12 protein-coding genes and 1 tRNA gene are annotated in these 12,250 nt (G+C 70.5%); 5 read left to right on the top strand and 8 right to left on the bottom strand.

Annotated features, from left to right (window positions below; all coding sequences use genetic code 11):
* Positions 1-157 precede the first annotated feature (157 nt).
* Together D7X96_RS03960 and D7X96_RS39870 are read right to left on the bottom strand one after the other, a co-directional pair.
* Positions 158-1,492 carry a vWA domain-containing protein gene (locus D7X96_RS03960; RefSeq protein ID WP_120547189.1) on the bottom strand — a complete coding sequence of 445 codons (1,335 nt, stop codon included), beginning with the start codon at positions 1,490-1,492 and terminating at the stop codon, positions 158-160.
* 491 nt (positions 1,493-1,983) lie between these two features.
* Positions 1,984-2,148 (bottom strand): hypothetical protein, encoded by a 165-nt coding sequence (locus D7X96_RS39870; RefSeq protein WP_158616167.1) that lies wholly within the window; start codon positions 2,146-2,148, stop codon positions 1,984-1,986.
* Positions 2,149-2,603: 455 nt separating this feature from the next.
* Here D7X96_RS39870 and D7X96_RS03965 point away from each other — a divergent pair, with 455 nt between their 5' ends.
* Entirely contained in the window at positions 2,604-4,814 is a 2,211-nt protein-coding gene (locus D7X96_RS03965; RefSeq protein WP_120552054.1) for a (Fe-S)-binding protein, read from the top strand.
* A gap of 69 nt (positions 4,815-4,883) precedes the next feature.
* Here D7X96_RS03965 and D7X96_RS03970 read toward each other — a convergent pair whose 3' ends face one another.
* Positions 4,884-5,372, bottom strand: coding sequence for an ankyrin repeat domain-containing protein (locus tag D7X96_RS03970; protein WP_199747263.1), 489 nt, complete (start codon positions 5,370-5,372; stop codon positions 4,884-4,886).
* 125 nt (positions 5,373-5,497) lie between these two features.
* On the opposite strand from D7X96_RS03970, the gene D7X96_RS03975 reads away from it, so the two are divergent.
* The 3 genes from D7X96_RS03975 (at position 5,498) to D7X96_RS03985 (ending at position 6,992) form a co-directional block, all read left to right on the top strand.
* Positions 5,498-5,920, top strand: a complete 423-nt coding sequence (locus D7X96_RS03975) for a DUF3592 domain-containing protein (protein ID WP_121769021.1) — start codon at positions 5,498-5,500, stop codon at positions 5,918-5,920.
* 69 nt (positions 5,921-5,989) lie between these two features.
* Complete coding sequence (locus tag D7X96_RS03980) at positions 5,990-6,448, top strand: DUF3592 domain-containing protein (protein WP_120552051.1); 459 nt, start codon at positions 5,990-5,992, stop codon at positions 6,446-6,448.
* Between the two features lie 7 nt (positions 6,449-6,455).
* A complete protein-coding gene (locus D7X96_RS03985; RefSeq protein WP_121769022.1) occupies positions 6,456-6,992 on the top strand; it encodes a DUF3592 domain-containing protein in 537 nt (178 codons plus the stop codon).
* On the opposite strand, the gene D7X96_RS03990 is transcribed toward D7X96_RS03985, so the two are convergent.
* The 5 genes from D7X96_RS03990 to D7X96_RS04010 all read right to left on the bottom strand — a co-directional run bounded on the left by D7X96_RS03990 (position 6,989) and on the right by D7X96_RS04010 (position 10,461).
* A complete protein-coding gene (locus tag D7X96_RS03990) occupies positions 6,989-7,942 on the bottom strand; it encodes a TolB family protein (RefSeq protein ID WP_306449569.1) in 954 nt (317 codons plus the stop codon). The genes D7X96_RS03985 and D7X96_RS03990 overlap by 4 nt on opposite strands.
* 146 nt (positions 7,943-8,088) lie before the next feature.
* Positions 8,089-8,619: a non-proteolytic archaemetzincin-like protein gene (locus D7X96_RS03995; RefSeq protein WP_120552048.1), complete on the bottom strand. Its 531-nt coding sequence runs from the start codon at positions 8,617-8,619 to the stop codon at positions 8,089-8,091.
* 57 nt (positions 8,620-8,676) lie between these two features.
* Positions 8,677-8,750 (bottom strand) — tRNA-Gln (locus D7X96_RS04000).
* 158 nt (positions 8,751-8,908) lie between these two features.
* Complete coding sequence (locus D7X96_RS04005) at positions 8,909-10,066, bottom strand: RtcB family protein (protein WP_121769024.1); 1,158 nt, start codon at positions 10,064-10,066, stop codon at positions 8,909-8,911.
* The gene (locus D7X96_RS04010; RefSeq protein WP_120552046.1) at positions 10,063-10,461 is read right to left on the bottom strand and encodes a ribosome-binding factor A; all 399 of its coding nucleotides are present in this window, start codon (positions 10,459-10,461) and stop codon (positions 10,063-10,065) included. The genes D7X96_RS04005 and D7X96_RS04010 overlap by 4 nt, the downstream gene beginning before the upstream one ends.
* 355 nt (positions 10,462-10,816) lie before the next feature.
* Here D7X96_RS04010 and D7X96_RS04015 point away from each other — a divergent pair, with 355 nt between their 5' ends.
* Positions 10,817-12,208 (top strand): dihydrolipoyl dehydrogenase family protein, encoded by a 1,392-nt coding sequence (locus D7X96_RS04015; protein ID WP_121725466.1) that lies wholly within the window; start codon positions 10,817-10,819, stop codon positions 12,206-12,208.
* Positions 12,209-12,250 lie beyond the last annotated feature (42 nt).

Below are 12,250 nucleotides of genomic sequence, written 5' to 3' on the forward strand. Positions count from 1 at the left end.
CGTTAATCCACCTGGAAACGCCGTGCTACCTGGGATGCGTCCCCACAGGGTGCACTCAACCTTCCGGGCAGCCGGGCATTCCGCACGCCCGCACGCCCGGCGCCGGGGGCCACGCCGGCCCCCGCGCCCTCTCCATACGCTCAAGGACTCCGGGCGGTTACGACTCGGTGTTGCCCGTCTTCCAGGGCAGCATCGCCGCGCCGTCCAGGGCCCCCGCCGGGGGCGCGCCGCCGTTCGCGGCGGCGGGCAGGGCCGCGCGGGCGGGAGCCGGGGCCGGGAGCGCCGGCCCGATGCGGCTCATGGTGATGCGCGACACCTCCGACTGCGCCCGGCGCACACCCAGGGCGGACGGCTGGGCCGCCCGGCGCTCCACCGCGCGGCGCAGGTCCGCCAGCCGGTCCACGTGCCGCTGCGCGGGGACCTCCGCGGAGCCCAGGCGCGCCAGCTTGTAGAGCCCCTTGTCCGCGCCCTCGAGCGCCCGCTCGGCCGCGTCCTGCTGACGGCGGGAGAGCGCCTTCCAGGCGGCGGCCTCGCAGGACACCAGCTCCAGCTCCGCGGACACCGCGCGCACGAAGCGGCCCTCGTCGCTGTCCGGCAACAGGCGCGTCACCGGCACGGACACCCGCCGGGTGTCGCCGTGCTCCGTGTACGAGGCGTTGACGGTGAGGTTCCACTCCGCCTTCTCCAGCCCGCCCACGAAGAGGACGCGGCGCGGGAACGCGTGCGACACCGCCCCCAACGCGGCGCTCATCGCGTCGCCCTCCACGCGCGACGGGTAGCGGTGGCGGCAGCGCAGGTCCGCGAAGCCCGTGGGCAGCACGTATACGCGCGCGTCCGCCACCACCTCGCCGAACAGCTCCGCGCCCAGCGCGCCCACCGCCAGCGGCAGCCCCTCCGCGTCGTCCACGTGCGTGAAGCCCGTGCCGGACGGGCCGGTGAGGGCTTCCAGAATCTCCGGCAGGTAGTGCCTGCCCAGCCCCAGCGCGTGCAGCGCCACGCCGGAGTCGTGCACCCGCTGGCCCAGCACCTTGAACTCACCCAGCGCGGTGGGGCCCACGGAGGGCTCGCCGTCCGTGAGCATCAGCAGCTGCGGCCGGGCGCCCGGCACCAGCACGCGCCGCACGGCCTCCGCGCCCTCTTCCACGGCCTCGTGCAGCGCGGTGCCCTCACCGGAGTCCAGGCGGGACAGCGTCTTCAGGAAGGCCGCCTTCGCGTTGGGCTCCATCGCGCGCACGGGCAGCACCTGCTCCGCGTCCGCGTCGAAGGTGAGCAGGCCCACGTAGTCCTTCGGGCCCGCCCGCTCCACCAGCGCGCGCGCCGCCTCCACCGCCGCGGCCAGGGGCGCGCCCCGCATGGACGCGCTGCGGTCGATGACCAGGTTCACCGCCACCGGGGCCCGAGGCGTCTCCGCTTCGGCCTCCAGGGTCACCAGCAGCAGCACTTCGCGGCCGCCTTCCGCGTCGCGCTCCACTGCCCAGGCCGTCTGCTTCATCCGCGCTCCCGCATGGTGGGTGGGCCCATGCTGCCTGCCCGCCAATCCTGTCGCGACGACGCCCTGGAGCCCCGGCAGCGCCCCTGTGCACACGGGCCCGCGTCGCCGTCTCCCGAAGTTCCTGTCGCGTATGCCTGGAGGATGTCGGGTTTCAGGCCGTGAAAGCAACGTGTCCGGCCCGACCGGGGCCCTCACGCGGCGTGGAGGCGATCAGCGCGCCACGCCCGCTCCGGACGCCGCGCGTCACCTACAGACACCTGCTTTTCCGCAGGACCGTTCAGGTATTTACGAATTTACTTCTGGAGGGTCCGCCACCGGTCATTCCGGGGCCCCGCGTCCGCCAGGCTCGACCCGCTCGAAGCCGGGGAGCGTCATGGCATCCAGCGCACTGCATCAGCGTCCGGGAGTGATGACTCCCCAACCTGTCCGAGTGTCCGACAGGTTCGTCAACGAAGGCCCCCGCGCAGGCCACGGGCCGCGGGGGCTGGGCCTCACTCCGCCACGTGCCAGCCGCCCCAGGCCTCTTCATCCAGGTGACCCCAGCGCCGGTCATCGGTGGGCTCCACCGGCTTCACCGTCCGTCCGAACTCGCCCTCGGCCGTCAGCTCCAGGTCGTCCCGCCCCTCGTCCAGGTACGTGCTCTCGTCGTGGCTCATGTCCGGCTCCTTGGCGCTCCATTCACGGGGTGTACGGCCAGCAGCGGCTCGCGTCCCCTTGGACGCCCTGCGTCGGTCAACCGGGCCCGCCCCATGCGGGTCCCTTTACAAGCACTTCTTGACCGATTTACTGACATGTTGGGGGCCCGCTCCTGTTTTGTAAAGCCCTCGGAACAGCAAAGTTCCTGGAGCGTCCGCCGGACCACGCCCGGCCGCCTGCCTTCCGGCACGCCAGGCGGGGTGGGTTTCGTGCACGGAAGGTCCGGGCGGGAGGGTGGGTGGGCACCACCCTGGACGGCTCCCTGGGAGCAGTGGAGGAACCGCTGCCGGACACGCCCTCCGCACGATGCTTGATTCGCGAATCACCCTTGCTAGGGTTGATTCACACTCCAGAATTGCCGCGTCGCAGCAACGCAGGCGTTGCCGTCGTGCGGCCCAGAGGGTCTAGAGGTTCCATGAACCCCATCATCACCGGCCTGCTGCTGGCAGGCGCAGTCTCACTCTTCGTCATCACGATGTCCGGCCGCGTGGGCGTGCTGCTCGCGATGAAGAAGGAGAACCGGCTGGACCACATCCCCTACCGCGTGGCGCAGCTGGTGCGCTTCGGGTTGGGCCAGAAGCGCATGGTGGATCCGGAGGAGTTCACGCCGGGCCTGTTCCACATCTTCATCTACGCGGCGTTCATGGTGCTGGCGGTGCGCACCATCATGCTGTTCGTGATGGGCTTTTCGTCCACTGCGCTGGACGTGCTCACGGACCTGTCCCACCCGGCGTGGGATGCCGCTCCGCCGCTCCTGGGCCTCTACAAGGTCTACCTGCTGGTGAAGGACATCGTGGCGGCGCTCGCGCTGGCGGGCGTGGCCTACTTCGTGTGGACGCGCTGGAAGGTGAAGCCGGACCGCATGTCCCAGTCCTGGGAGGCCTACCTCATCCTGGGCTTCATCGCGGGCCTGATGATCACCGAGTTCATGTTCGGTGGCAGCCACATGGTGGCCGCGCACGCCGCCGCGCAGCAGGTGCCCATGGGCGCCACGCAGGTGCCGGCGGCCCCGGCCGCGATGGTCTGGTGGGAGCCCATCACCAGCCTCACGGGCCTGGCCATGATGCCCCTGGGCGCCACCGCGGCGCACGTGCTGGGCGTGGCGGGCTTCTTCATCCACCTGACCATCATCCTGGCGTTCCTGAACTTCCTGCCGCTGGGCAAGCACTTCCACATCATCACGGGCCTGCCCAACGTCTTCTTCCAGCGCACGCACTCCACCGGCAAGCTGTCCACGCCCAACCTGGAGAAGGAGGAGTTCGGCACCGCCACGGTGAAGGACCTCACCTGGAAGAACGGCCTGGACCTGTACTCCTGTACCGAGTGCGGCCGGTGCCAGACGCACTGTCCCACGTACATCACGGGCAAGCCGCTCACGCACAAGGGCGTGAACCAGGACCTGAAGCACTGGATCTGGGAGAACGAGAAGTGGGTGGAGGAGGGCTACGGCCCCCACGGCACCAAGGAGCCCCTGCCTGAGATTGTCGGCAGCGCGCTGAAGGCGGAGACGGTGTGGGCGTGCACGAGCTGCGGCTGGTGCGAGCAGGCCTGCCCGGTGTTCATCGAGAACGTCCCGCGCCTCATCGACATGCGCCGCTACCAGGTGCAGGTGAAGGCGGAGTTCCCGCCCGAAATCCAGCGCGTGTTCGAGGGCATGGAGCGCCAGGGCAACCCCTGGGGCCTGGGCCAGGACCGGCGCGACGAGTGGGCGGAGGACCTGGCGCTGCCCACCTGGGGTGACGGCGGCGAGTACGAGTACCTCTTCTTCGTGGGCTGCGCGGGCAGCTACGACGACAAGCAGAAGAAGGTGAGCCGCGCGCTGGTGAAGATCATGCGCGAGGCGGGCGTGTCCTTCGCGACGCTGTCCAAGCAGGAGATGTGCAACGGCGACTCCGCGCGCCGCATGGGCAACGAGTACCTGTACCAGACGCTGGCCAAGACGAACGTCGAGTCCTGGAACGCGATGGGCGTGAAGGCGGTCATCACGCAGTGCCCGCACTGCTTCAACACCATCAAGAACGAGTACCCGGAGTTCGGCGGCGAGTACCGCGTCATCAACCACACGCAGCTCATCAACGAGCTGCTCAAGGACAAGCGCATCAAGCTGTCCTCGGTGATGAACGCCGGAACGAAGCTGACCTACCACGACCCCTGCTACCTGGGCCGGCACAACGGCGTGTACGACGCGCCCCGCGAAGTGCTCAACGCCATCCCGGGCCTGGAAGTGGTGGAGATGCAGCGCAGCAAGCGCGAGGGCTTCTGCTGCGGCGCCGGTGGCGGCCGGATGTGGATGGAGGAGCACATCGGCACGCGCATCAACCACAACCGCATGAACGAGGCGGCCCTCACGCTCAAGCACGCGGAGGACCCGAACACGCCCTTCCCCGACGCCGCGGACAAGAAGAAGCCGGGCATGGTGGGCGACTACAAGGAGCCGGGCGGCAAGGGCATCGTCGCGGTGGCCTGCCCGTTCTGCTCCACGATGCTCAACGACGCGAAGAACGACACCGCCCGTGATCAGATTCAAATCAAGGACATCACCGAGCTGGTCGCTGACTCCATGGAGGTCAGCAACAAGGGCGGCACCGTGAGCCCCAGCCCCGTGGTGAACGCCAAGCCGGAGTAGCAAGAGGTCCGGCTGTAACGAGGGCCCGGTGGCTCCCCGAAATGGGAGCGGCCGGGCCCTTCGCTTTTGCTACTTGCGGCCCTTGGGAGCGTTGCCCTCCGAGCGGAGCACGCGCTCCAGGCGCTTGGTGGCCCCGGCGTCGCCCAGCTTGCCCGCGACGTAGGCGCCCGCGGAGGCGAGCTTGCGGCGGAAATCGTCGGGCGAGACCTCGGACGCGCGCGAGGGACGCGCGGGAATCTCATCGATGCCCTGGTTCTTGAGCAGCGTGCGCGCCATGTCCTTCTCATCCGGAGTCGCGTGCGGGGACAAGAGCGCGCAGACGTTGACGTGGCCGTACGCGGCGGCGGCGACGAAGGGCGTCTCGCCCACGTTGTCCGGCAGCGTGGGGTCCGCGCCGGCCTCCAGCAGCACGCGCACCAGGTCATCCTGGCCCGAGCGCGCGGCCACCATCAGCGGCGTGCGCCCCTCGTCGTCGTAGGGGTTGGGGTCCGCGCCCGCGTCGAGCTGGGCGCTCAGGGCGGCGCGGTCACCCGCGGCGACGGCATCGAACAGGGACACGGTGCGTACCTCCGGCAGGACGCGAGGGAGCATGGCGGTTCGGAGGACGCGACGCCAGGAGCCCGCTCAAGGCAGGGTGGTAGACTTCGGGGGAAGGCCTCCCGTCCCTGCATCCCGAGCCCGCCATGCACTCCCTCAACGTGATCCTGTTCACGGTGTTCTTCGTGTTGGCCCCTCTGGGCGTGATGGTGCTGCTGGTGCGCCAGCACCGGCTCACCCTGGCGCTGCGGGAGCGTGGACGGCTGGCCCGGGGCAAGGTGGTCCACATCCGCGAAAGCTGGATGAAGCGGAACGTCTTCGTCGTGGAGTACGTCTTCCGCCCGCCGGGGAGGCCGGAGATCCGCGGCGAGTACAAGGTCCACAAGGACAGGCTGCCGTCCCAGTCCGTGTTCGAGGGCATTCCCGTGGAGGTCCGCTACCTGCCGGAAGACCCCCACCGGCACCAATGCTCGGAGGTGGAGGTCGAGCGGCACACCGTCATGGCTGGCATCTTCGGCCTGGTGGTCCTCATGGCCGTGGCCTTCGCAAGGGTGTTCTACGCGCCCTGAAGGGGCCCAGCGGGCCTTACCGTTTCGCATCGCCGGCAGCTCGCTTAAGGGGGTGGCAGGAGGCACGGCGTGGCTCTCTTCGCGGCGCGGGTGATGGGCGCGACGTTCGTGGTGCTGGGGGTGTCCATGCTGGTGATGACCTGGGGGTCGTACCGGCGGGACATGGGCATCCTGCGCGAGGGGCTGCACGCGGAAGGAACGGTGGTGAAGAAGGAGTTCCTGGCGGCCTCGGACGACAGCGACTTCATCCTCGTCTACGCCTTCACGCCCCAGGGGGGCGAGCGCCAGCAGCACCGGCGGAACATCTCCAAGGCGCTGTGGACGCGGCTGCGCCCCGGGGACCGCATCCAGGTGCAGTACGGCCAGAGCGACCCGCGCCGCAGCTTCCCGGAGGGCCACGGGGTGATGTCGCTGGGGCTCGCCGTCTTCTTCACCGTCGTGCTGGTGTTCCTCACCCTCATCGGAGGGGTGGCGCTGCTGGCGAAGGCAGCGCCGGTTGCCCCGGAGTCCCCAACCCCGTCATCCTGAGGCGGCCATGCCCCTGAACGCGATCCTGATCCTGATGTTCTTCATCGGGGTGCCCCTGGTGATGATGGTGCAGATGTGGCGCCAGTATCAGTTCACCCAGCGGCTGCAGGAGCACGGCCTGCACGCGCGGGGCAAGGTGCTCCGCGTCCGCACGAGCTGGCTGAACAGCAAGTACCGCATCGTGGAGTACGTCTTCTTCCTGCCGGACGGTTCGGAGATCGCTGGCGAGTACAAGGAACAACGCAGCCTGTTCCGGTCCCACGGCTCATCCCCGGGCGATCTGCTGGAGGTCCTCTACCTGCCGGACAACCCCCACCTGCACCAGCGCGTGGGCTCGGAGATGGGGCTGCTCGGCACCCTGACCGGCATCTTCGGACTGGTGGTGTTCACGGCCCTGGCCCTCATCATGATGATGAACGCGCCCGCGAAGCAGGCTCCGCAGACCCGGGGGCCCCCGCCTTCGAACAAGCTGCGGAACTACGACGAGGCCTCGCACTCGAGGCCGCCCGCCACCCGGCCGCAACGGCAGCTGGGCGCGTACTAGTTGGGCCCGTAGAAGGGCTCGTTCGCGGCGGGCACCGCGAGCGAGACGGAGCTGGCCGTGGAGGACACCGGCGCGCGGTAGATGCTGGGGTCACCGCCGGAGTCGTTGAAGAGGAAGCCCAGCTCCGTGCTGCTCACCCAGCTGGGGAAGCTCTCCTGCACGGTGCTCGCGGTGTAGTCCGTCAGCCGCCGCAGCGTTCCGCTGATGCTCTGGGCCGTCACGTTGCCCACGAAGATGCGCGTGCTGCCCGACGACAGCCGTCCATCCAGGGCAATCTGCCGCCCGTCCGGCGACACCACCGCGCGGTTCGCGATGGCCAGCACCTCGTTGCCCAGCGACACGTTGTTGATGGCTCCGGTGTTCACCTGCACGAAGGCCAGCTGGTTGAACTGGAAGGCGCTGGTGCCCGCGGGCGCCACCACCGTGGTCCCACTGGGGAAGAAGGACGGCGCGCCGTACGCGATGGTGGTGCCGGGCGTCAGGTCCACGAAGCCGCTGCCATCCGCCGCGATGCGCCCCAGCGAACTCTGCGACCCCGAGCCCCGGTCGAACGCGAACACGATGGTGCGGCCGTCCGGGCTGAACGTGGGCCCGCGGAAGTTGGTGCAGTTGCCGCACGCCGCGTCGTTGCTGCTCAGCAGCGTGGCCACCGGACCGCCCGAGGTGGGCACCGTCTGGATGGACGACGTGCTGCCCGAGCGCTGCACGAACACGATGCTGTTGCCGTTCCTGGAGATGGAGGGCGTGTACGCGCCGCCCGCCGTCGTCAGCCGCTGCGGGCTGTTGGGGTCGCCGTCGTCGTCCACCACGTAGACGTTCCGGTCTTCGCGCACGAAGGCGAAGCCCCGGTCGAAGAGGACGTCACCCGTGGTGCCGCCACCGCCAAAGTCCGTGGGCTCGCACGCCCCCAACAACCCCACCGCCACCACACCGCCGAGCCATCGCCGCATGCCCATCATCACTGTGTCTCCCGCCGTGCCGGCCCTGTCCCACACGCGCTTCGCGCCCGAACACTACAGGCCGCGCCGGACAGGACGTCAACGCGCACGCAGGCATTCACGCGCACCCGTGTCCGGGAGCGCGCACGCGCCTTTTTTCAGCGGCTGAGGCGGTTGAGCTCGTTGCGGCAGACGTTGCAGGGGCCCAGCGACTTGCGGTCGATGTCCTGCGGGAACTGCGGGAGGAACATCACGCAGCGCGAGTCCTCGCAGTACGACAGGCCGATGAGGTGCCCGGCCTGGTGCACCGCCTCCACCTGCACGCGGCGGCGGAGCGTCTCCCCCTCCGCGCCCTGGCGCAGCCGGTACAGGCTCATCACCGCGACCTTGGACTCCCGGTCCGCCTGACCGAACACGAAGGGCGAGTCCGGTTCGAAGAGGTCCGCGTCCGTCACGCCCATCACCAGGTCCTGCGGCGACTCATCCAGCACCGTCCCCAACCGGCGCATGATGGCGTTGCAGTGGTACTGGCTCCGGTCCTTGTTGAAGGCGTAGGCCGGCGACGACAACGCCATCCGGCTCAAGACCGCGCTGACGCCCAGATGGGTCGCCAACGGATCCTGCAAGGCGTTCACGAGCGCGGACGGTGGACTGCCCACGGTGACCAGCAGGAGCGTCTTCTGCGGCATCAGCCCACCGCCTTTGCTTCCGGACGGACGACGTTACCGCGTCCCCCCGGAGCGGAGTGGCTGGGGCGCAAGGATTCGAACCTTGATAATCAGAGTCAAAGTCTGACGTCCTGCCATTAGACGACGCCCCAGCAGGTTCGCACGCGTACTCGTGGGCCGATACTACGGCACTTTGACGGGCGCGGGAACCCACTCTGACGCTGGCCCCCCTGTCCGTGGAGTGCGGGGGGTGGATCACCCGGCCGGGCTGTCATCCACCCGACAGGCGCCCCCCTCCCCTTCCAGGCCCTCAGCCCTTGAGCACGGCCAGGGGCGTGAGCCGGACGCGGGGCGTCACGAGGTCCGCCTCGTCCTCCAGCACCTCGGTGAGGTCCCGGTAGGCGGCGGGCGCCTCCTCCACCAGGGCGTGCGTCCGGCCCGGGTCGAACACCACGCGGCGCAGGGCGTGGACCAGGGCGTCCGGGCGGATGCGGGCCCGGGCCTCCTTGCGGGTGAGCACCCGGCCCGCGCCGTGGGAGCAGGAGCGGAAGGCCCGGGCTTGCGCCAGCCCTTCCACGACGTAGGAGGCCGTGCCCATGGAGCCGGGGATGAGCCCCCGGGCCCCCGCGTCCAGCCCCACCGCGCCCTTGCGGTGGACCCAGAGCACGCGGCCGAAGTGCGTCTCGGAGGCGACGTGGTTGTGGTGCACGTCCACGGCGCTGTCCGGGTCCGGGGCCACGCCCAGCACGTCCGCCAGCACGGCCAGGGCCCGGGCGGCGAGCTGGTCCCGGTTCGCGCGGGCGAAGCGGCACGCCAGGTCCAGGTCATTCACGCAGGCCTGGCCCTCCCCCGTACCGGTGTGGAGCGCGGCCGGTGTCCCCTGGCCCATGGCCTGGGCCACCCGCTGGTGGTGTTCCCCCACGGCGCCCCCCACGCCCCGCGAGCCCGAGTGGATGAGCAGCCAGAGGTCCCCGGCCCCATCACGGTCCAGCTCCAGGAAGTGGTTGCCCCCGCCAAGCGTGCCCAGATGGCGCGGCGCCAGCCGTTCCCAGGCTCGGGCGAGCTTGTGGGTGGACAGCGGAGGCGCTTCGAGCCCCGGAGGAAGGGGGAGGCCCTTGCCCCGGTGCACCGCGTCCCCCACCGGGATGACCCGGGCGAGCTGGGACAGGACGCGCTCCAGGTCCGCGCGCGAGAGGGACGCGGCGGGGAAGGCGAAGCGGTGCGCGCTCACGCCGCAGCCCAGGTCGTTGCCCAGCGCGCCGGGGACGACGTGGGCCTCGGTGGCGAAGACGGTGCCCACCGCCACGCCCGACGCGAGGTGCACGTCCGGCATCACCGCCACGTGCTCCGTGACGTAGGGCTGCGCGGCCAGCTGCTGGAGCTGCTTCAGGGCCGCCACAGGCACCGTGCGCGCCCAGGCGAGGAGCGGCACCGCGCCCGGTGGGACTTCGAGGACGCGGGGCATCATGAGTCACCTCCTTCCGCTGGCTCCGTTCGCGGGGCGGTGCCCACGAGGACGAAGCGCAGGTGCGGGGTGCGCTTGAGGTTCAGGTGCTGCGCGAGCCGCGAGCGCAGGAAGCCCTCTGCTCGGGACAGGGCCTCCTTCACGGCGGCGGGGTCCGCGTCGTGCGGCAGCGTGTAGCCGATGCGCACGGTGCGGCCTTCGGAGGACAGCTCGCACGACGCCAGGGTGACGTCTTCGAGCCGGGGGTCGGACAGCTCGCCGCGGAAGAGCAGCGAGACGTCGTCGGAGAGGGTGGACTGGACGCGCAGGTGACGCGCGGACGGAGCTTCGGAATGGAACAGCGAGGAGCCCGAGCGCCGGTTGGACGCGCGGGTACGGCGATGCCTGGAAGAGGACATGAAAGAAGACGGGTTCCTGCAAGCCGTGCCGGAAGCACGGCCGGGTGTGCACGTGAGTGCCCCCACGCGGACACGCCTCCGGTGACGCTAGAAGCGAGCCCTCGCGGAGCGGACCGAGACCACCTTGGCGACACGTCCCATGGCACACCTCCCGCCGCGCATCCGCCGCACGGACCGTCCACGAACGCGGAAGAGACACACGCATCCGTGCCCGCCTGGACGCGGGGACATTCCAGGTCCTGACAAAGGCGGGGCTGTCCTCTGGTGACCAGCCGCTCCATCCACCATCCGACGCGCGGCGCCGGTCGGATTGGCGGGACGGCCATCCCGGGGCAAGCAGGGGCCAGGAGGCGTCATGGCCGAGACTTTCGACGTGGTGGTGATTGGGGCGGGTCCCGCTGGAGAGAACGCGGGCGCGCGCGCGGCGGCGGGCGGATTGAAGGTCGCGCTGGTGGAGCACGAGCTTCTGGGCGGCGAGTGTTCCTACTGGGCCTGCATGCCCAGCAAGGCGCTGCTGCACCCCGGTGAGACGCTGTGGCTCGCGAAGCACACGCCCGGCGTGCGCGAGCTCATCCAGGGGCCGCTCAAGGCCGACGCCGTGCTCAAGCACCGCGACCAGATGGTGTCCAACTACGACGACAAGTCCCAGGTGAAGTGGGCCGAGGGCGCGAAGCTCACCGTGATGCGCGGCCACGGCCGGCTCACCGGCCCGCGCAAGGTGGCCGTCACCGGCAAGGACGGCAAGGTGCGCGAGCTGGAGGCGAAGCAGGCGGTCGTCGTCGCCACCGGCAGCAAGCCGCGCCTGCCGGACATCGCGGGCCTCAAGGACTCCAACCCGTGGGACAACCGCGAGGGCACCGGCGCCAAGGCCGTGCCGGGCCGGCTGGTGGTGCTGGGCGGCGGCGTGGAGGCCGTGGAGCTGGCGCAGGCGTGGCGCGAGCTGGGCTCGGAGGTGACGCTGGTGCAGCGCGGGCCCCGCGTGCTCAAGCGCTTCGAACCCTTCGTGGGCGAGCAGGTGGCCCAGGCGCTGCGCGACTCCGGCGTGCGCGTGCTCCTGGAGACGCAGGCCACCAAGGTGCAGCGCTCCGGCGCGCAGGGCGAATACACCATCACACTGACCGGCGGGGACACGCTGCGCGCGGACGCGCTGCTCGTCGCCATGGGCCGCACCGCGCGCACGGACGACCTGGGGCTGGACACCGTGGGGCTCAAGCCCGGCGCGTCCATCGAGGTGGATGATCAGCTGCGCGCCACGGGCGTGGACGGCGGCTGGCTGTATGCGTGCGGCGACGCGAACGGCCGCAACCTGCTCACGCACATGGGCAAGTACCAGGCGCGGCTGCTGGGCGACGTCCTGCTGGGCAAGCCCGCGAAGGCGTGGGCGGACGCGAAGGCCACGCCGCAGGTCATCTTCACGCACCCGCAGGTGGGCAGCGTGGGCCTCACCGAGGAGAAGGCGCGCAAGGCGGGCGTGCCGGTGAAGACCGTGCAGTACGAGCTGGGCAACGTGGCCGGCGCGTCCGTCATGGGCAAGGACCTCCAGGGCACGGCCAAGCTGGTGGTGGACGAGCAGCGCCGGGTCATCGTGGGCGCCACGTTCACCGGGCCCGGCGTGGGCGAGATGATCCACGCGGCCACCATCGCCGTCGCGGGCGAGGTGCCGCTGGACACGCTCTGGCACGCGGTGCCGTCGTACCCCACCGTGAGCGAGGTGTGGCTGCGCCTGCTGGAAGCCTACGGCCTGTGATTGCGGCGGGGCGCCCCCGCGTGGAATGGTGCGCGCCCCACC

The sequence above is a fragment of the Corallococcus interemptor genome, assembly GCF_003668875.1.
Taxonomy (GTDB): domain Bacteria; phylum Myxococcota; class Myxococcia; order Myxococcales; family Myxococcaceae; genus Corallococcus; species Corallococcus interemptor.